The organism is Leptodesmis sp. (genome assembly GCF_052746595.1).
Genome location: NZ_JBRAGO010000096.1, coordinates 1 through 16,639, shown reverse-complemented (window position 1 = coordinate 16,639; position 16,639 = coordinate 1). Strand labels below are relative to the sequence as shown.

At 48.1% G+C, this 16,639-nt stretch carries 23 protein-coding genes and 2 pseudogenes; 17 read left to right on the top strand and 8 right to left on the bottom strand.

Going from position 1 to position 16,639, the window contains the following annotated elements; genetic code table 11:
* Window positions 1-49: 49 nt before the first annotated feature.
* The 4 genes and pseudogenes from ACUVQO_RS18195 to ACUVQO_RS18180 all read right to left on the bottom strand — a co-directional run bounded on the left by ACUVQO_RS18195 (window position 50) and on the right by ACUVQO_RS18180 (window position 2,478).
* A complete protein-coding gene (locus tag ACUVQO_RS18195; protein WP_445927249.1) occupies window positions 50-193 on the bottom strand; it encodes a hypothetical protein in 144 nt (47 codons plus the stop codon).
* 144 nt (window positions 194-337) lie between these two features.
* A pseudogene (locus ACUVQO_RS18190) lies at window positions 338-1,138 on the bottom strand (metal ABC transporter permease).
* 44 nt (window positions 1,139-1,182) lie between these two features.
* Window positions 1,183-1,479 (bottom strand): hypothetical protein, encoded by a 297-nt coding sequence (locus ACUVQO_RS18185; protein ID WP_445927248.1) that lies wholly within the window; start codon window positions 1,477-1,479, stop codon window positions 1,183-1,185.
* Window positions 1,480-1,488: 9 nt separating this feature from the next.
* Window positions 1,489-2,478, bottom strand: a pseudogene (locus ACUVQO_RS18180) (metal ABC transporter substrate-binding protein).
* A 248-nt stretch (window positions 2,479-2,726) separates the two neighbouring features.
* Here ACUVQO_RS18180 and ACUVQO_RS18175 point away from each other — a divergent pair.
* The 8 genes from ACUVQO_RS18175 (at window position 2,727) to ACUVQO_RS18140 (ending at window position 7,431) form a co-directional block, all read left to right on the top strand.
* Window positions 2,727-3,176, top strand: coding sequence for a SufE family protein (locus ACUVQO_RS18175; RefSeq protein WP_445927247.1), 450 nt, complete (start codon window positions 2,727-2,729; stop codon window positions 3,174-3,176).
* 9 nt (window positions 3,177-3,185) lie between these two features.
* On the top strand, window positions 3,186-3,980 hold the full coding sequence (locus ACUVQO_RS18170; RefSeq protein WP_445927246.1) for a CobW family GTP-binding protein: 795 nt from the start codon (window positions 3,186-3,188) through the stop codon (window positions 3,978-3,980).
* Window positions 3,928-4,197, top strand: a complete 270-nt coding sequence (locus ACUVQO_RS18165; protein ID WP_445927245.1) for a CobW C-terminal domain-containing protein — start codon at window positions 3,928-3,930, stop codon at window positions 4,195-4,197. Before ACUVQO_RS18170 ends, ACUVQO_RS18165 begins: the two co-directional genes overlap by 53 nt.
* A 15-nt stretch (window positions 4,198-4,212) precedes the next feature.
* Window positions 4,213-5,304 carry a CobW family GTP-binding protein gene (locus ACUVQO_RS18160; RefSeq protein WP_445927244.1) on the top strand — a complete coding sequence of 364 codons (1,092 nt, stop codon included), beginning with the start codon at window positions 4,213-4,215 and terminating at the stop codon, window positions 5,302-5,304.
* Between the two features lie 99 nt (window positions 5,305-5,403).
* Window positions 5,404-6,042 (top strand): GTP cyclohydrolase I FolE, encoded by a 639-nt coding sequence (folE, locus tag ACUVQO_RS18155; protein ID WP_445927243.1) that lies wholly within the window; start codon window positions 5,404-5,406, stop codon window positions 6,040-6,042.
* 75 nt (window positions 6,043-6,117) lie between these two features.
* Entirely contained in the window at window positions 6,118-7,080 is a 963-nt protein-coding gene (locus ACUVQO_RS18150; RefSeq protein ID WP_445927242.1) for a CobW family GTP-binding protein, read from the top strand.
* Window positions 7,077-7,202 carry a hypothetical protein gene (locus ACUVQO_RS18145; protein ID WP_445927241.1) on the top strand — a complete coding sequence of 42 codons (126 nt, stop codon included), beginning with the start codon at window positions 7,077-7,079 and terminating at the stop codon, window positions 7,200-7,202. Before ACUVQO_RS18150 ends, ACUVQO_RS18145 begins: the two co-directional genes overlap by 4 nt.
* Window positions 7,192-7,431: a phosphoribosyl-AMP cyclohydrolase gene (locus ACUVQO_RS18140; protein WP_445927240.1), complete on the top strand. Its 240-nt coding sequence runs from the start codon at window positions 7,192-7,194 to the stop codon at window positions 7,429-7,431. Before ACUVQO_RS18145 ends, ACUVQO_RS18140 begins: the two co-directional genes overlap by 11 nt.
* Before the next feature lie 86 nt (window positions 7,432-7,517).
* Here ACUVQO_RS18140 and ACUVQO_RS18135 read toward each other — a convergent pair whose 3' ends face one another.
* Window positions 7,518-8,465: a ribulose bisphosphate carboxylase small subunit gene (locus tag ACUVQO_RS18135; RefSeq protein ID WP_445927239.1), complete on the bottom strand. Its 948-nt coding sequence runs from the start codon at window positions 8,463-8,465 to the stop codon at window positions 7,518-7,520.
* Between the two features lie 232 nt (window positions 8,466-8,697).
* Between ACUVQO_RS18135 and cysS the strand changes: the two genes are divergently transcribed.
* The 5 genes from cysS (at window position 8,698) to ACUVQO_RS18110 (ending at window position 11,854) form a co-directional block, all read left to right on the top strand.
* Entirely contained in the window at window positions 8,698-10,011 is a 1,314-nt protein-coding gene (cysS, locus tag ACUVQO_RS18130; protein WP_445927238.1) for a cysteine--tRNA ligase, read from the top strand.
* A 12-nt stretch (window positions 10,012-10,023) separates the two neighbouring features.
* On the top strand, window positions 10,024-10,194 hold the full coding sequence (locus ACUVQO_RS18125) for a WD40 repeat domain-containing protein (protein ID WP_445927237.1): 171 nt from the start codon (window positions 10,024-10,026) through the stop codon (window positions 10,192-10,194).
* Window positions 10,195-10,197: 3 nt separating this feature from the next.
* Window positions 10,198-10,344: a WD40 repeat domain-containing protein gene (locus tag ACUVQO_RS18120; protein ID WP_445927250.1), complete on the top strand. Its 147-nt coding sequence runs from the start codon at window positions 10,198-10,200 to the stop codon at window positions 10,342-10,344.
* A gap of 563 nt (window positions 10,345-10,907) precedes the next feature.
* The gene (locus ACUVQO_RS18115) at window positions 10,908-11,111 is read left to right on the top strand and encodes a hypothetical protein (protein ID WP_445927236.1); all 204 of its coding nucleotides are present in this window, start codon (window positions 10,908-10,910) and stop codon (window positions 11,109-11,111) included.
* Between the two features lie 53 nt (window positions 11,112-11,164).
* On the top strand, window positions 11,165-11,854 hold the full coding sequence (locus tag ACUVQO_RS18110) for a Uma2 family endonuclease (RefSeq protein ID WP_445927235.1): 690 nt from the start codon (window positions 11,165-11,167) through the stop codon (window positions 11,852-11,854).
* Between the two features lie 57 nt (window positions 11,855-11,911).
* On the opposite strand, the gene ACUVQO_RS18105 is transcribed toward ACUVQO_RS18110, so the two are convergent.
* From ACUVQO_RS18105 to ACUVQO_RS18095, 3 genes are read right to left on the bottom strand one after another with little or no spacing between them, the layout of a single operon-like run.
* The gene (locus ACUVQO_RS18105; protein ID WP_445927234.1) at window positions 11,912-12,322 is read right to left on the bottom strand and encodes a site-specific integrase; all 411 of its coding nucleotides are present in this window, start codon (window positions 12,320-12,322) and stop codon (window positions 11,912-11,914) included.
* Window positions 12,323-12,364: 42 nt separating this feature from the next.
* Window positions 12,365-12,601 carry a hypothetical protein gene (locus ACUVQO_RS18100; RefSeq protein WP_445927233.1) on the bottom strand — a complete coding sequence of 79 codons (237 nt, stop codon included), beginning with the start codon at window positions 12,599-12,601 and terminating at the stop codon, window positions 12,365-12,367.
* Window positions 12,602-12,613: 12 nt separating this feature from the next.
* A complete protein-coding gene (locus ACUVQO_RS18095) occupies window positions 12,614-12,763 on the bottom strand; it encodes a hypothetical protein (RefSeq protein ID WP_445927232.1) in 150 nt (49 codons plus the stop codon).
* 260 nt (window positions 12,764-13,023) lie between these two features.
* Here ACUVQO_RS18095 and ACUVQO_RS18090 point away from each other — a divergent pair, with 260 nt between their 5' ends.
* The 4 genes from ACUVQO_RS18090 (at window position 13,024) to ACUVQO_RS18075 (ending at window position 16,418) form a co-directional block, all read left to right on the top strand.
* On the top strand, window positions 13,024-13,380 hold the full coding sequence (locus ACUVQO_RS18090) for an NAD(P)-binding domain-containing protein (RefSeq protein ID WP_445927231.1): 357 nt from the start codon (window positions 13,024-13,026) through the stop codon (window positions 13,378-13,380).
* A complete protein-coding gene (locus ACUVQO_RS18085; protein ID WP_445927230.1) occupies window positions 13,358-15,040 on the top strand; it encodes a nucleoside recognition domain-containing protein in 1,683 nt (560 codons plus the stop codon). The genes ACUVQO_RS18090 and ACUVQO_RS18085 overlap by 23 nt, the downstream gene beginning before the upstream one ends.
* Before the next feature lie 95 nt (window positions 15,041-15,135).
* Window positions 15,136-15,432 carry a hypothetical protein gene (locus tag ACUVQO_RS18080; RefSeq protein ID WP_445927229.1) on the top strand — a complete coding sequence of 99 codons (297 nt, stop codon included), beginning with the start codon at window positions 15,136-15,138 and terminating at the stop codon, window positions 15,430-15,432.
* An 89-nt stretch (window positions 15,433-15,521) separates the two neighbouring features.
* Entirely contained in the window at window positions 15,522-16,418 is an 897-nt protein-coding gene (locus ACUVQO_RS18075) for an alpha/beta fold hydrolase (protein ID WP_445927228.1), read from the top strand.
* Window positions 16,419-16,639: the final 221 nt, after the last annotated feature.

Sequence of the window (16,639 nt, the reverse complement as noted above, 5' to 3'; positions counted from 1 at the left end):
GGTAGTTTTTTGTCTAGAATCTTGTTTTTCTCTGTAAAAACTGTCCGAACTATTGATGAAAATACTTAAGATTTTGAAATAACATAGCTCCCCCTGTCCCCAACATCCAGAGCAAGCCCAAACCATTCAGCAGCACATAAACTGGCTCTAACTGATGTCCCAGATATTCTCCTTCGTGCAAGCTCATCAACATATGAACTTGACTGCGAGATAACCCGAATCAATCTTTGGAAAGGCGATAAGCAACTCCTGTAGACGCCGTAATGCACAGCTGTAATAGAACAAATGAAGCAATGGTACGGTGCCATTTTCTAAAGTGCTGACCTTGTTTCATAGTTCAGTTGTTGCTCCTCGATCTCACCAACAATCCATGTTTGGGTGCAAAAATCATCGCGATCACAAATAGCAGCGTTTGCAGCACCACAATACAGCCACCCGTTGAACCATCAACGTGATAGCTGATGTAGGTGCCCATCACGTTGGAGAATATACCTGAAGCCATTGCAATCAGCATCATCCGGTCAAAGCGATCGCTCAATAAATAGGCTGTTGCTCCTGGAGTTACCAACATGGCAACCGCTAAAACAATGCCTAAAGTCTGAAGTCTAGCAACCGCAGTCAGCGACAGCAAAGAAAAAAGGACATAGTAGAGAAAACTAATGTTGATCTCAATTGGACGAGCGTGAGTTGAGTCAAAGCAAAATAGAATTAAATCTTTACGCAAAATCAACAATGTTACCAAGGTTATGACACTGATAATTACAGTTTGCATAATATCTGTATCGGAGATTCCTAAGACATTGCTAAACAGAGTATGTGTTAGATCAACTGTGCTTGTCACTTTAGAAATCAGCACAATACCTAGCTCAAAGAAACCTATAAATACTAAGCCAATCACCGTATCTTCTTTGACGTGAGTTTTGGATTTGATAAACTAGATCGCGATGACAGAACCCACTCCAAACACAAATGCACCGATTGCAAAGGGAATATTCATCACATAAGCAATCACCACTCCTGGCAGTACCGCATGGGAAACAGCATCGCCCATCAATGCCCATCCCTTCAACGTCATGTAGCAAGACAGGGCAGAACACACTAATCCCACCGACGCACTGACGAAAATTGCTTTGACCATAAATTCGTGCTGCAAGGGTGCGGTGAACCACTGAACCAAGTCCATTACTGCTCCTCCTGATTACTCTGTGTGAACCGACTTTTGGTAAATGAGAAATCACCAACCGAACCGCCAAAGGTGCGGGAAAGATTTTCTTCGGTAAAGACCTCAGAGGTGTCGCCGTATGCCAAAATACTGCGATTGATCAGCACTACCTGATCGCAGAATGTGGCGACAGCTCCATTCATCCCCACCAATCCACAAATGGTTCCTGCTTTGAGTTGCAGCGAGGCGCTGTGCAATGCCACTTTGCCATGATAGGCAACGGTCACATTTTCAATGTCAATGCTGATTGCATCCATAGGTTTTCTCTAGCTGCCTAAGCCCTTGATTAAAGTGTTGACGTTATATTCCAATAGCTTCAGATAGGTCGGTGTGGGACCATCGGCGGGAGACAGGGAATCTACATAAAGCACACCGCCATAGTTTGCGCCAGTTTCCTTTGCTACCTGAAGCTGTGCCCCGTTGCTGACCGTACTCTCACAAAACACGGTCGGAATCTGATTTGCCTTCACTGTGTTAATCACCCGTTCTACCTGTTGCGGCGTGGCTTGCTGTTCGGCATTGACGGGCCAGATGTAAACTTCCTTCAAGCCATAGTCACGAGCCAGATAGGAAAATGCCCCTTCACAACTCACCAGATAGCGTTTTTCAGGAGGAATGGCGGCGATCGCTTGCCTCAGCTTGTTATCGATCGCCTGAATCTGCTGACTGTAGGCTTTGGCATTTGCGTCATAAGTTGGCGCGTTTGCCGGATCGAGATTGACCAGCGCCTTGCGAATATTTTCAACGTAGATCAACGCATTTTTGGGGGACATCCAGGCATGGGGATTGGGCTTGCCTTGATAGGCATCCTCGGCAATGTTGACGGGTTGAATTCCCTCAGTCAAGGTCAAGTGGGTTACTTTCGGCAAACTGTTGTAGAGTCGAGTTGCCTAGCGCTCTAGGTTCAAGCCATTGTCCAAAATCAGATCGGCATTTTGCCCTCGTTCCAGGTCGCTGGGTGTAGGTTCGTACCCGCGGATCTCAGCCCCTAGTTTAGTGATGGATTCCACGATCGCCTTGTCTACCGCCACGTTCTGCGCCATATCTGCTAGCACGGTGAAGGTGGTCAAAACCACCTTTTTCTCGTTCTGAGCCGGATTCGTCGTTGGCTGTGAGTTGGCGGCTGTATCCTGCTGCGGTGGTGCAGCTTGGGGAGTACATCCGCCCAACCAGAGTCCGAGCAGCAACCCGGATAGTACAGTGAAGGAGCCTTGCGTCACAGTGGACTGCCAAGTACGGCTAAACTTGTTTTTCATGATTATATTTCATAATCCTTTCATTTTTCAGAGCATAGCAGAAGGGCTAGAAAATGAAAAGATTATGAAAATTAAGATTGTAAAGCGCTGGGTTATGTAGCTCGCTTCTCGAAACGGGTGAGTCGTTTGCTCATCAGGTTTCGCACTCCATAGAGGAACCGTGAATCACAAGCCCCGTCCAAAGCGCCAAATATCCTGTATTATGAGAATGATTATCATTTTATAGAATGGCTCACTCCTAGATCGATATGTCGTCTGTCTCCCAACCTTTGCCTGCTTCCCTTGAGCAGATTGTCCAGCGGTTCCACCAGATTTCGGAACCGAAGCGGCGCTATGAGTACTTGCTTTACTTTGCCAAGCGCCTGCCGCCATTTCCCGATGAGCAAAAGGTGGTAGCCCATCGGGTGCCTGGTTGTGTTTCTCAAGTGTATGTGACTGCCCGCTTGGAGCAGGGCAAGGTGATCTTTCAGGGTGATTCCGACTCTCAACTAACCAAGGGATTAGTGGGACTGTTGGTTGAAGGATTGAGCGGGTTGACTCCCGCAGAAGTCATCCAGTTAAAGCCCGATTTCATTCAGCGAACTGGGCTGGATATCAGCCTGACTCCGTCTCGTGCCAATGGTTTTTACAATATCTTTCAAACCATGCAACAGAAAGCGCTGGTCTATCATCTGGCTGCGACTTGCTTGCGAACTTAAGGAGTCATTATGTCCAATTCAGTCATGCAGGTTTGTCCAGAATCGGTGAGCGTTCCTCAGCGCATTATACCTGTTACCATCGTCACACGCTTTTTGGACAGTGGCAAAACCACGCTGCTCAATCATATTCTGAACAGTCACCACGGGTTGAAGATTGCTGTAATTGTGAATGAGTTTGGCAACATTGATATCGATTCACAACTGCTAGTTTCTGTGGATGAAAATATGGTGCAACTGGGTAATGGCTGTATTTGTTTTACCATCAATCAAAGCTTGGTTGATACCGTGTATAAAATGGTCGATCGCCATGAATCAGTTGATTACATTGTGGTTGAAACCACCGGAATTGCTGATCCTTTGCCGATCATGTTGAGCTTTGTCGGTACAGAATTGCGAGATGTGACGCGACTGGATTCAGTACTGACAGTCGTAGATGCTGAGTCCTTTACACCCAGTCATTATGATAGTGAAGCCGCACTCAACCAAATCCTCTTTGGGGACATCATTCTCTTAAATAAGACCGATCTGGTTTCTCCTCAAATCGTGGATGGGTTGGAAGATTATATTCGCTCAATTAAGCCAGGCGCACGAATCATCTCAACGCAATATGGGGAGGTGCCACTGCCGCTAATCTTAAATATTGGATTTAATGATGCCAGTACCTACCTCAACTCATCCCAACCGACTCATGAGCATCATGACCATAAACATTCTCATCATCTAAAAAATGATGGGTTTGTAGCGGTGTCATTTGAAAGCGAATCGCTTCCAGAGCAACTGCGCCAGCACCCATTCGACTTATGATGTTTACCGCGCCAAGGGAAATGTCTGGTTCCAGGGCAGCCAACTGCGCCATATTTTGCAACTGAGTGGTAAACGATGCGATATAAAGAGTGTTCATGCAATGTCTCTGAAAGAGAGTCGATCGCAGTTACCAAAGCATAATCAGTTGGTGTTCATCGGGCGAAACTTAAATGCCGAGTTAATTAAAGCACAGTTAGTTGAATGCATTGCGATTTAACTTGAGGAATTAGATATGACTAACACAACAACTCTACCCACTTCCAGCACCCTGGATATTCCCAAACGTGGAATGCCTGTAACGATTATCACGGGATTTCTCGGCAGTGGTAAAACCACATTACTCAACCATATTTTGAACAATCGCCAGGATTTAAAGGTTGCGGTCTTGGTGAATGAATTTGGTGATATTAACATCGACAGTCAGTTACTCGTGTCGATGGATGAAGACATGGTGGAACTGAGTAATGGCTGTATTTGCTGCACCATCAATGACGGATTAGTGGATGCAGTGTATCGAGTGCTTGAACGAGAGGATGCGGTTGACTATATGGTGATTGAAACTACCGGAGTCGCCGATCCATTACCTATCATTCTGACGTTTTTGGGCACAGAGTTGCGCGATATGACTCGCCTAGACTCGATCATCACCGTTGTCGATTCTGAGACCTTTACGCCAGATCATTTCGATAGCGAAGCGGCATTCAAACAGATTGCCTACGGGGATGTCACGATTTTGAATAAGATTGATCTGGCAACTCCAGACCAAATCCAAAATCTGGAAGCTTATATTAGAACCGTCAAAGAAGGTGCTAGAATCCTGCACAGTCAGCATGGAAAAGTACCGCTGCCACTGCTTTTAGATGTGGGCTATAACAACCCAGAAGCCTATGCCAATTTAATTCAGGAAGAGATCGAACAAACCCAGCAGGATCACTCCCACAAAGCGCATCATCATGACCATGATCACCACGCTCATGATGACTATCGCGATCATACTCATCACCCTCACGAACATCATCATCACCACTCTGCTCACCTCGACAATGATGGCTTTGTGTCCGTTGCTTTTGAGAGCGATCGCCCCTTTGACGTGAAAAAGTTCGAAACCTTCCTGCAAGAACAGTTGCCCAAAGAGGTATTTCGAGCTAAAGGGATTCTCTGGTTCGCAGAGAGTGATCTCCGCAATATCTTTCAACTGAGTGGTCCCCGGTTTGACCTGCAAGGAGAAGAGTGGCGGACTCCGCCGAAAACTCAGATGGTTTTGATCGGGCGCAATCTGAATGCAGACGAACTGCGACAACAGTTAACCGCCTGCCTTGCCTGATCCCAAGTCTTTCAGCAGTGCAGTTGTCTGCTGGAGGGAGGGGCAAGGCGTGCCATGCCCCTCATCCTTACGACTGATGTTCCTAACCCAATTCCACCCATGACACTATCTTTTTCTCCTGACGAAATCCGTACACGACCAGTGATCACAGAATCAAAGCCGGTCGTTTCTGAAGCAGAGATGCAGCAAGCGGTTCGTACCCTCCTGTTAGGCATAGGTGAAGACCCCGATCGCGAAGGGTTGCGTGACACTCCCAAACGAGTCGTCAAAGCCCTCAAGTTCCTCACCTCTGGCTATCACCAATCCCTAGATGAATTGCTGAATGGAGCCGTCTTCCACGAAGATACCAATGAAATGGTGTTGGTACGAGATATTGACCTGTTTAGCTCCTGCGAACATCACATTCTGCCAATTTTAGGACGTGCCCACGTTGCCTATATTCCCAATGGCAAAGTCATCGGTTTATCCAAGATTGCCCGGATCTGCGAGATGTACGCCCGTCGTTTGCAAGTCCAGGAACGCCTGACGCAACAGATCGCCGATGCCCTACAAGGCTTACTCAAACCGCAGGGTGTTGCCGTTGTGGTGGAAGCGACCCACATGTGTATGGTGATGCGGGGTATACAAAAACCCGGTTCCTGGACAGTGACAAGTTCCATGCAGGGTGTGTTTGCCGACGATGCCAGAACCCGTCAGGAATTTATGGATCTGATTCGTCATCGTCCATCTTTTCATTAAGTCGTAAATGGGGGAGTGGGGAATGGGGATAAATACCTTAATTCCTGCACCTCCCTACTCCCTACTTCCTACCCCATGTCTAATCTCTCAACCGCCGATACCAAACTCCCTGTTACCATCATCACTGGCTTTTTAGGAAGTGGTAAAACAACGCTGTTAAACTACATCCTGCAAAACTTTGAAGCCTATAAAGTAGCTGTCTTAGTGAATGAATTTGGTGACATTAATATCGACAGTCAGTTCTTAATTGCTGTTGATGAAGACATGATTGAACTGACAAATGGCTGCATCTGTTGCACCATTAATGACAACTTAGCGGATGCAGTCTACCGGGTGCTGGAACGGCGCGATCGGATTGAGTATTTAATTGTGGAAACAACTGGAGTTGCCGATCCTCTGCCGATCGCCCTGACGTTTTTAGGAACTGACCTGCGAGACTATACTCAAATTGATGCAATTCTGACAGTAGTTGATGTTTCAACCTTTACTCCCGCACGCTATTTTAGTGATGCTGCCATGAGTCAGATTACTTACAGTGACATTATCTTATTTAATAAAACTGATTTACTGCCTGAAGCCGACGTGGATGAGTTGGAAAGGCATATTGGTTCGATTAAATCAGGGGCCAGAATCTTGCGTTCCCAATATGGCAAAGTGCCCTTGTCCCTGATTTTAGATGTTAATCTTGCGGAGTCAGGTTCTTCTACTCAAACTCTGGCAGCACCCACCCTCAATTCTCAACATCTCAATAATGATGGCTTCATGTCGATTTCATTTCAAAGTGATCGCCCCCTATCCGTCAAAAAGTTCCAGCAGTTTTTAGATTATCAACTGCCTGACAATGTGTTTCGGGCAAAAGGGGTACTCTACTTTGCTGAAAGTCCCAAGCGCCATTTATTCCAACTCAGCGGTAAACGGTTTACGATCGACGATAGTGAGTGGACAACTGCACCCAAAAATCAAATGGTGTTGATTGGGCGTAAACTGGATGCCATATTTTTACTTCAATCTCTGAATAATTGTCTAACTAAACCATGATGATGAATCAAACTTTTTTATGGATAGAACAACTTAAGTTCAACAAACAGGGCTTGATTCCAGTCATTGCCCAAGATTATCTGGACAATACCGTCTTGATGATGGGCATGGATGAACCGTGAATCGATTCAGCAAACCTTAGAAACAGGAGAAGCCCACTACTGGAGCCGTTCTCCTAGCGAATTGTGGCATAAAGGGGCAACCTCTGGGCATATTCAAAGAGTCAAAGCGTTGTACTACGATTGTGATGCCGATACGCTTCTCTTAAAAATTGAGCAGGTGGGTGATGTTGCCTGCCATACAGGGGCGAGAAGCCGTTTCTTTAATTCAGTTCCACTTACAACGAAGTAATAGAGAGGTAAGAATAGAGAAATATAAGAATGGGAGAAATGAGGGAATTGATTATTCCTTTTTCTCTCCTTTACCGCTTGACTGCTTCACTTCTCCAATGGCTGTTGAATTACTAAACCACTACCTCGCTGACGAGTTCCAGGATTGATGCTAAACAGACGCACATACTGATGTGGATGTTTCTGTAGAATTTGTTCTAATCTGGCGATTGCCTCTGCCTCGCTTGCTGTCTTAATCACGCCACAATCTGACCAGGAATTTGTCCGAAACCGCCGCGTATCCGCTTGTTCTACGCCAATATAAGATTTCTGGCTTAACACTTCTCGAATCCAGACGATCGCTTGAGCATCTAGAGGTAAGGATGGGCGATGTCCATTGCGAGAAGCAGGCTGAACGGTTGGGTGTCCGTTCGGTTCATTGCGAATGGCAGCGATGCAGACCTGATCTTCAGCGCAGAGATAGCCCTGGCGCAGTTTTTGATTGATGCTGACGACATGACTGGCAAACGCTGAATCGGCTTCCTGGACATCAGGTAAGCGATCAGCTTGTTGCTGATGAACAATCACTGAACCAGAGGCAATGTATTTCCCTGCAGGAACTTCCACATTTTCAATTAACGCATGGGACATGACAATACAGCCATCCCCAAGGCGGGCATTAAACACAGTGGAACGGAACCCAATAAAACACCCCTTGCCTACATAGGCAGGACCGTGAATCAACGCCATATGAGTGATTGAGGCATTGTCACCAATCCACACCGAGTAAGAGTCACCATCATCGCCAGTGACACGCCCCTGCTCTAACCCGTGAATAACTGCCCCATCCTGAATGTTGACATTGGCTCCGATGTAAAACGGCATTCCCTCATCAGCGCGAATCGAGACCCCTGGCGCAATATGCACCTGTGCGCCAATGCGGACATCCCCAATCACATTGGTCAGCGGGTGGATGTAAACACTGGGATCGATTGTCGGTTCAGCCAATCGCTGCGACCAGGGAGTTGGTGGGGCAGGGATAGTATGGATGTCCATGCTAGTATGAAAATGATCATCATTCTAAATAATACCTGGAAACAGGTCTTGTTCGTACTTTGAACCTGGCAGTAGTTTTCCATTATGAGCCTCACCCTCTACAACACCTTGACACGCCGCAAGGAGCCGTTCACCCCCATCCATCCGGATCAGGTGACGATGTATTGCTGCGGGGTGACGGTGTAATGACGATTGCCACCTGGGACATGCTCGCTCCTACATGGTGTGGGATGTGGTGCAACGATATTTGCAATGGCGCGGCTACTCGGTGCGCTATGTGCAGAACTTCACCGATATTGACGACAAGATTCTCAATCGCGCCCAGGCAGAAGGATCAACCGTGCAGGCGGTGAGCGATCGCTACATTGCTGCCTATTTCCGAGATATTCGACGGCTCAACATTCTGGATGCCGATGAGTATCCCCGCGTCACCGAGCATATTCTAGCGATTCATCATCTGATTCAAGCACTGATCGAGAAAGGCTATGCCTATGTCGTCGATGGCGATGTCTATTACAATGTACGACAGTTTGCAGAATACGGCAAACTTTCGGGACGGCAGTTAGAGCAGATGCAAGCTGGTGCTGGGGGACGAGTTGACCCCGACGATCCAGAGTTCAAAAAACAAGACCCATTTGATTTTGCTCTATGGAAAGCGACAAAGCCAAGTGAGCCTGCCTGGGAATCTCCTTGGGGAAAAGGGCGACCGGGGTGGCATATTGAATGCTCTGCCATGATCCGCGCTCGATTGGGAGAAACGATCGATATCCATGGAGGTGGAGGTGATCTGGTCTTTCCCCATCACGAAAACGAAATTGCTCAGTCGGAAGTACTGACCGGGAAACCCCTCGCCCACTACTGGTTGCACAACGGCATGGTGACAGTGAATGGTGAGAAAATGTCGAAGTCGTTAGGCAATTTCACCACCATTAGAGATTTATTGGAGGGCAACTGGTCAGACTATCCCCAACCCGTTGACCCAATGGCAATTCGGCTATTTGTGCTGCAAGCCCATTACCGTAAGCCACTGGATTTTACAAAAGATGCCATTGTTGCCGCTGAAAATAGCTGGCAAACGCTGAAAGAGGGACTGACCTTGGATTGGCAGCGATTGAATTTATCATCTCAGATGCCGATTCCCGGTGAACTGGATGTTGAGTCAGTCAATCGTTTTCAAACAGCAATGAATGATGATTTGAATACGGCAGCAGGATTAGCCGTGCTGTTTGAACTCGCCAAGGCATTGAAGCGGGAGTTCAATTTACGCAGCTATCAAGGATTGTCGGAGCTAACCGATAGGCAGTTACAACAGCGTCTGCAAACCCTGACTCACCTGGCGCAGATCTTGGGTTTAGACGTTCAGCTAGCCTCCATCCCTGAACCAGACATTGATGTCGGTTGGATTGAATCTCTACTGCAACAACGGCAACAGGCACGTCAGGAAAAACGTTATGCCGAGAGCGATCGCATTCGTAATGAATTGCAAGCAATGGGCATTGCTTTAATTGATCAACCCGATGGACAAACCTGCTGGCATCGGTCTTGAAGAGGCATCACCATGACTTTAAAATCCATTCTGGAGTTAAGTGCGAAAGAAACGTTGTCGGATTATGTGACGGCAATCGCGTGGTCACCGATGGGCAATACCTTAGCTGCTGCCTCTGGGTCGGGAGAAGTGCGATTGTTAAAGAATTTTGTGAGTCTGTCGTTATGTCAGCCCACAGGTTAATCTATCGATGCCTTAGCCTTTTCATTCCATGGCAAATGGTTAGCAGCAGGTGGGCAGGATGGCACCATGATGCTGTGGCAGACGCATGAAGATGTGCCCAGAATTGCGGATACATTGGAATGTGGCTCTTGGGTTGATCGCCTGGTCTAGCATCCCACCTGTAATCACCTGGCATTTAATCAAGGAAAAACTGTACAGATTTGGAATGCGGATCAAGCGGAAACTGTGACCTGTTTGATCGGAATTGCCAGTCCGCAAGATATTCGCTGGTCGCCGGATGGAAAACACCTGGCGATCGCCATCAAAAGCAACATCCACATCTGGAATAGCCAGGACTGGAGTACAGCTCGCTATCAATGGGAGTTGACTGCACCCGCCAGCACGTTCGCGCAGCGCGCCGTAGGCAATCGCCTGGTCACCCGATGGTTCCTTGCTGGCTTGTGCCATTTATGACCACAGTATCGGAGTGCTGGACTGGTCAAAGGTACAGCACCTCCAGCGTGAGCCAACCGATGAAAACGACCTGCCAACTCTCATGCGCGGCTTTCCTGGAAAAATTCGCCAGTTAGCATGGGCAGATTTACCGCCATCGGTTGACCTGCCACCGATTTTAGCAGCTGCCACTCGTGAACTGGTGACGATGTGGATGCAATCCCCAGAAGGTTGGGATAGTTGGGTGTTAGACCTGCACAGTGAGACAGTTCTGGACGTGGGTGGCATTTCAACCCAAAACGGGATGGCTTGCCTCACTGTCCGAAGATGGCTGGATTATTCTGTGGCAAGCCGCTCTGAAAGCGGCTCAAGTATTGGAAGGAGCAGAAGCAGGCTTTTCCTGTCTGGCATGGCACCCGACGGGACACCATTTAGTCGCTGGCGGACAACGAGGCGAATTGTTGGTCTGGTCTACGGGAAGTTAAGCACTTACTGACTAAAATAGATGCTATCTCCTTCATTGCTCTAGAGCTTGATTATGGTGTTGCAACAGCCTCCTCGTTCCATTCCGCTTCCCCCCTTGGAGAGTGGCGATCGCCTGACTCGTGCTGAGTTTGAGCGCCGCTATGAAGCAACCTCAGAAAAGTTCAAAGCCGAATTAATTGAAGGAGTGGTTTACGTGGCATCTCCAGTTAGAACGTTTCATGGTGTTCCCCATGCCGATTTGGTCACTTGGTTAGGGGTGTATCGGACGGCTACTCCTGGAGTAAGTGCTGCTGACAACACGACTACGCGGCTGGATTTAGACAATGAACCGCAGCCGGATGCCCTACTGCGGATTGAAATTGGCGGTAGCTCAACGATTAGTGAGGATGGCTACATTGAAGGGGCACCGGAATTAGTGGCGGAAATTGCCACAAGTAGTGCAGCGATCGATTTAGGAGCCAAGCAGAATGCCTATCGCCGCAATGGGGTGCAGGAATATCTGGTCTGGCAAACCTTTGAGAATCGCTTTAGTTGGTTTCGGCTGCAATCAGAGGAATTTGTTGTCATTGAACCGGATGCCGATGGCATGATTCGCAGTAGCGTGTTTCCCGGATTGTGGCTAAATGTACCAGCCTTATTGGAGGGTAGGATGACGGAGGTGCTGAATGGGCTGCAAACTGGAATTGCTGACCCCATGCATCAAGCGTTTGTGCAACTCTTGGCAGAGCGTGCTGCTTTGTAGATACCGAAAGGGTCTCACCATCTTGAATGAGCTTGTCAATCCGATGCTGCATGATGACTACTTCAAGGCATTTAGCACTTTTTGATAAGTCATGGCTTTTTCGGTAGCCAAAAACTGAAAAAACTTTTTCAGTGCAATCCGTAAGTCACTTTCTGTTGCCGAATCCATCACCTTCCGCTTGTAACAACTACGAAAGTGGCTGTTCACCATTCCTTTGGTAATATCTTCAAGCTGCTCTACATCTGTATAACGACAAACAAAATGGATAAGCGAATCCACAATACCCGTATGCTTCCGAACCGTTTTATGAATATATTTTGTGGCTAAGTACTCGACAAATTCCCGATTCAGTTCCTCCAAGGATTCACGGAACGGTGCTATGGTAGCCTCTGCCTGTCGCAGTGCCTCAAAGTACTCATTGATCTTGTCACCTGGAATCACGACCCGACCGGTGAAAACCTTTGCCATAATGTCTCTGCTCCATCGCGGGAATTAATTCAGTCAATCAGTCTAATTTGCAACGAGGGGATTTGATAACGTGGATGCAACCGAAAGGTGAAATTGCTTGCCTGTATCTTGCAGTTGAAAATCAACAATATACCGCTTATTCTTGGCAAAGAATTTCTGTTTTCGAGCAATGAGTTTGTCAATAATCTCCCGCGTATCTTGTTGAGTCAACGGGTCATTCCCTTTCAAGCCCACTTTGATCAACTGGTCAATCATGGGTTGCCGCTCATTCTCTGGCATGATCGCTAAGTTCTAGGCAATCACGGCAATGCTGAACAACTTTTCCCGCTGACTGCGATTCTGGGCGAAGTCTAGATAAGGTTCAACAAACTCCTCCAAAACCTCAGACATCTTGACTTCGCCTTTCGGATTTGTCACCATACCCGCAAATTTTTCACCCAAAAGCCCTTTCTAAACCTTCTGCTGCAACTTCTTCAGTCCTTTTTGATGGGTTTTATCCGCCCGTTATTGGTTGAGAGTTTCACCGAAGCCTTTAGACTTTCTCACCATAAAAATCTGCTCCATCGCTTGACGTTAATTTTAACATCTGAATCTGTGCGGGAATCAGGCGATCGCAATTCAGAGTCGCCCGCTCAATTTCCTGCCAAGCCGAGATAAGGAAAAGCGCTAACGATTCTCGGTCTCCATGTCTTACAATGAGAATGATTATCATTAGCGAACACAACAAATGGGTGTCACCCACCCAGCCCATTCTCTGTACAGGATTTGAGGGCAGTTTGAAACAAATTGCTCATTTGTTTAACTGGTCTGAAGGCTATGCCGGATTAACTGAAGAGGACGAATCTACGATTACTCCTGGATTATTTGTAGTGGGTCCTTCGGTGCGTCACGGCAACGTCATCTTCTGCTTTATCTACAAGTTTCGCCAGCGTTTTGCCGTTGTTGCTAATGCGATCGCTCAAGGCCTTGGCATCGACCCCACGCCACTTGAGGTTTACCGGCAGGAAGGGATGTTTCTGGACGATCTCTCCTGCTGTGACAACGACTACCTCTGTTAACCCCACTCCCCACTCCCCCATGTTTCCCTCTACCGCTTCCACTCAACGCACAATCGTTTTAATTGGCAAAGAAAGCACAGGAAAGTCTCAACTGGTCGCCTCTCTGACCCATCGCACACCCTACAGCAGCAATTTTCGTGGCTCTACAGTCACCTGTGAAACCTATACCGGAGATGGCGCTACTTTTGTCGATACTCCTGGCATTTTATATCGTTCCGACACTGCCACGACGCGAGTCGCGCTAGAACGATTGCAGACCCATGACACGGTGTTGCTGGTGGTCAAGGCGACCCATGTGGATGAGGATTTAACCGATCTATTACCTTTAGTCGCGGGTAAGCAGGGAATTGTTGTCATCACGTTTTGGGATAAGGTGTTGCCATCAACATTTACACAGCAGACGGTTCATCGCTGGGAACAAACTTCCAATTTGGCGTTTATTCCAGTGGATGCAAGGCATTTAACTGCCGCGCAACGACAGGAAATTTTAGCGGCAATGCATAAACCGTCGGTCTTTCCCAGTCAATGGCATCCCATTCCTGCTGGATGGCGCATCGAACCGCGTCCAACGTTGCTGGAGCATCCCCGGTTGGGTTGGCTGTTGGCGATCGCCCTGCTGCTGATACCCGCTGTTCTTGCGGTCTGGTTTGCCAATACGTTTGCTGCGATCGTTGATCCACTCATACAGGGATTGGTCAACCCGACTGTGGAAGCTCTCTCTGGCTTACCGTCCCTACCTAGGGAAATTTTGATTGGACGCTATGGTCTGGTAACAATGGGACCGCTGCTGTTTGTCTGGGCAGTGCCAACGGTTATTCTTTATGCGCTATTTCTGGGTGCTTACAAAGCCAGTGGTTTAGTTGAACGAATTACCATTGCTTTACATCCCTTATTGCGGCCATTTGGCTTATCAGGGCGGGATTTAGTCAGGGTAATCATGGGGTTTGGATGCAATGTGCCAGCCGTGATCAGCACTCGCGCCTGCTCCAGTTGTTCTCGCAAAACCTGTATTTCGGCGATCGCCTTTGGTTCTGCTTGCTCCTATCAATTGGGTGCCACCCTGGGAGTGTTTAGTGCCGCAAACTTGCCCTACCTGGTGATGCCTTACCTGGTCTACCTGACTATTACAACATTGATTTATACGCGTCTGATTGCGCCCAAGTTGGCTCGTTCTCCCCAAAACAGTCTAATGATTGAGCGTCGCACGTTTCTGGAAGTGCCGCGATGGTCAGCCATTTGGCGTGAGACAAAGGGAGCACTGAGCCAGTTCTTTACCAACGCCATTCCCATCTTTCTGGTAATCACGTTGATTGCTTCTGTCCTAGACTGGCTGGGCGTTTTGAATCGTTTGAGTCGGTTGATTAATCCGGCAATGGGATTGTTTCGCCTACCACCGGAAGCCGCATTGCCTCTGATTCTGGCATCAGTTCGTAAAGACGGACTCCTGCTCTTTGCTGAACCTAATACGGTCAGCCTGTTGTCTCCTGTGCAAATTCTCACAGGTGTTTATCTAGTCGGAGTGCTGTTACCCTGTCTGGTGACGGCACTGACGATCGCTCGTGAACAGTCCTTCAAGTTTGTGCTGAGGTTGGTGGTGAGGCAGGCGATTGCTGCGATCGTGTTCGCCTTAACTCTGGCTTGGGGAGGATATTTTTGGTGATAGTTTCATGTTCTGAGGCTAGGGAAGTTAAGAACTGATAGACTACTCGCGTTTTACATGAGGAATAGTCAGTAAATATAACGGAGGTTCAATCCATGCCAATTTATGTTTACCGTTGCCTTGATACCAATGAAGTGTTGGAAGTGTTGCATCCCATTAGCTGCACCATTCATACCTGGGGAGAGTTATGTGAAGTCGCTCAATGCGATTTGGGTGGGACAGACGCAAAGGCTCCAGTCAAGCGGCTGATTACAGCTCCTGGAGGGGTTGTTGTCCCTAAGTCAGACAGTGATTATAAGAGCATGGGCTTTACAAAGTTGGTGCGCCGAGGCAAGGGGTTATACGAAAATGTAACCGCCAACGAGGGAGAACAGCGCTTTATTGAAGCGTAGCGCTTGACTGAGTATTTAACTGAGTTTGGCATGATTCGTTTCAAATCCATAATAGCAACATTATTTTTAGCAACGTATGAGGTGCAACCGTGACAACTACACTGATGCCGAAAGCGGCTCAAATTGGCGGGACGATTCAAACATTCCAGTGGCAATGGCAGGATCAAAGCTTTGCGATCGCCTATGAAACGCTCGGTAGCGGTACACCAGTTTTGCTCCTGCCTGCCTTTAGCACGGTTTCCACTCGTGGTGAAATGCAGGGGATTGCCGAACATTTAGCCCCACATTTTCAAGTGGTGTCAATGGATTGGTTAGGGTTTGGGCAATCCGATCGCCCCTCATTGGACTATCAACCAGCCCTCTACCGCCAACTTCTCCAGGATTTTGTTCGCGCCCACTTCCAGCAACCGATCGCCGTTGTCGCTGCCGGACATGCCGCCGGATACGCGATGCAAGCCGCTCAACAGCCTAACCTTGTCTCAAAACTGGCGCTGGTAGCACCTACCTGGAAGAGACCATTGTGTGCGATGGGTGCGCCAATACTTGTACGGGATGGAGTGCGGGAACTGGTGCGATCGCCCGGTCTGGGACAATTCCTTTACGGGTTGAATACGACTCCTGGATCTCTCAGATTCATGTATCGTCGCCATGTGTTTGTGAATCAGGCACGGCTCACCCCAGACTTTATAGAAGCCAAGCACCCGATTACTCAGCAACCGGGGGCACGGTTCACCCCAGCCGCCTTTGTGACGGGAACTCTGGACCCGATAGCTGATCGAGACGAGTTTTTGACCGTGGGGCGATCGCTCACCATGCCTACTCTGGTTGTAATCGGCGAACAATCACCACCCCAATCGAAAGCTGAAATGGAAGCCCTAGCAACATTACCCAACATCCAATCTGTTCGGCTGTCGGGAACATTGGGTATGCATGAGGAAGAGGCTAGTGAAGTGGCAGCGCTCGTACTACCGTTCCTATGGGCTTAATTTCCAGCATCAAACTTGAAACCAGGGAATGGAGTCGAAGAAACGACCCATTTGCTAGAGAGTGCTAAACACGCCGACAATTCCTCCCAGCACACCAAATGCAATGAGGGCAGAGATCTGAGTTGCCGTAACGTCTGAAAGATAATACCAAACATAGGAGAGGGGGAGTGACATCCTCCCGACACCAATGCTTTGCATACGGTGCGGGCTTCCCAAGATCG

Bases quoted from the DNA above. Each gene is read 5' to 3' on its own strand.
- ACUVQO_RS18105 (WP_445927234.1), bottom strand. From the start codon at position 12,322: ATGGCAAAGGTTTTCACCGGTCGGGTCGTGATTCCAGGTGACAAGATC.
- ACUVQO_RS18170 (WP_445927246.1), top strand. From the start codon at position 3,186: ATGTCCAATTCAGTCATGCAGGTTTGTCCAGAATCGGTGAGCGTTCCT.
- ACUVQO_RS18125 (WP_445927237.1), top strand. From the start codon at position 10,024: ATGACTTTAAAATCCATTCTGGAGTTAAGTGCGAAAGAAACGTTGTCG.
- folE (WP_445927243.1), top strand. From the start codon at position 5,404: ATGACACTATCTTTTTCTCCTGACGAAATCCGTACACGACCAGTGATC.
- ACUVQO_RS18080 (WP_445927229.1), top strand. From the start codon at position 15,136: ATGCCAATTTATGTTTACCGTTGCCTTGATACCAATGAAGTGTTGGAA.
- ACUVQO_RS18195 (WP_445927249.1), bottom strand. From the start codon at position 193: ATGTTGATGAGCTTGCACGAAGGAGAATATCTGGGACATCAGTTAGAG.
- ACUVQO_RS18135 (WP_445927239.1), bottom strand. From the start codon at position 8,465: ATGGACATCCATACTATCCCTGCCCCACCAACTCCCTGGTCGCAGCGA.
- ACUVQO_RS18100 (WP_445927233.1), bottom strand. From the start codon at position 12,601: ATGCCAGAGAATGAGCGGCAACCCATGATTGACCAGTTGATCAAAGTG.
- ACUVQO_RS18150 (WP_445927242.1), top strand. From the start codon at position 6,118: ATGTCTAATCTCTCAACCGCCGATACCAAACTCCCTGTTACCATCATC.
- ACUVQO_RS18185 (WP_445927248.1), bottom strand. From the start codon at position 1,479: ATGGATGCAATCAGCATTGACATTGAAAATGTGACCGTTGCCTATCAT.
- ACUVQO_RS18160 (WP_445927244.1), top strand. From the start codon at position 4,213: ATGACTAACACAACAACTCTACCCACTTCCAGCACCCTGGATATTCCC.
- ACUVQO_RS18175 (WP_445927247.1), top strand. From the start codon at position 2,727: ATGTCGTCTGTCTCCCAACCTTTGCCTGCTTCCCTTGAGCAGATTGTC.
- ACUVQO_RS18145 (WP_445927241.1), top strand. From the start codon at position 7,077: ATGATGATGAATCAAACTTTTTTATGGATAGAACAACTTAAGTTCAAC.
- ACUVQO_RS18090 (WP_445927231.1), top strand. From the start codon at position 13,024: ATGATTATCATTAGCGAACACAACAAATGGGTGTCACCCACCCAGCCC.
- ACUVQO_RS18140 (WP_445927240.1), top strand. From the start codon at position 7,192: ATGAACCGTGAATCGATTCAGCAAACCTTAGAAACAGGAGAAGCCCAC.
- ACUVQO_RS18110 (WP_445927235.1), top strand. From the start codon at position 11,165: ATGGTGTTGCAACAGCCTCCTCGTTCCATTCCGCTTCCCCCCTTGGAG.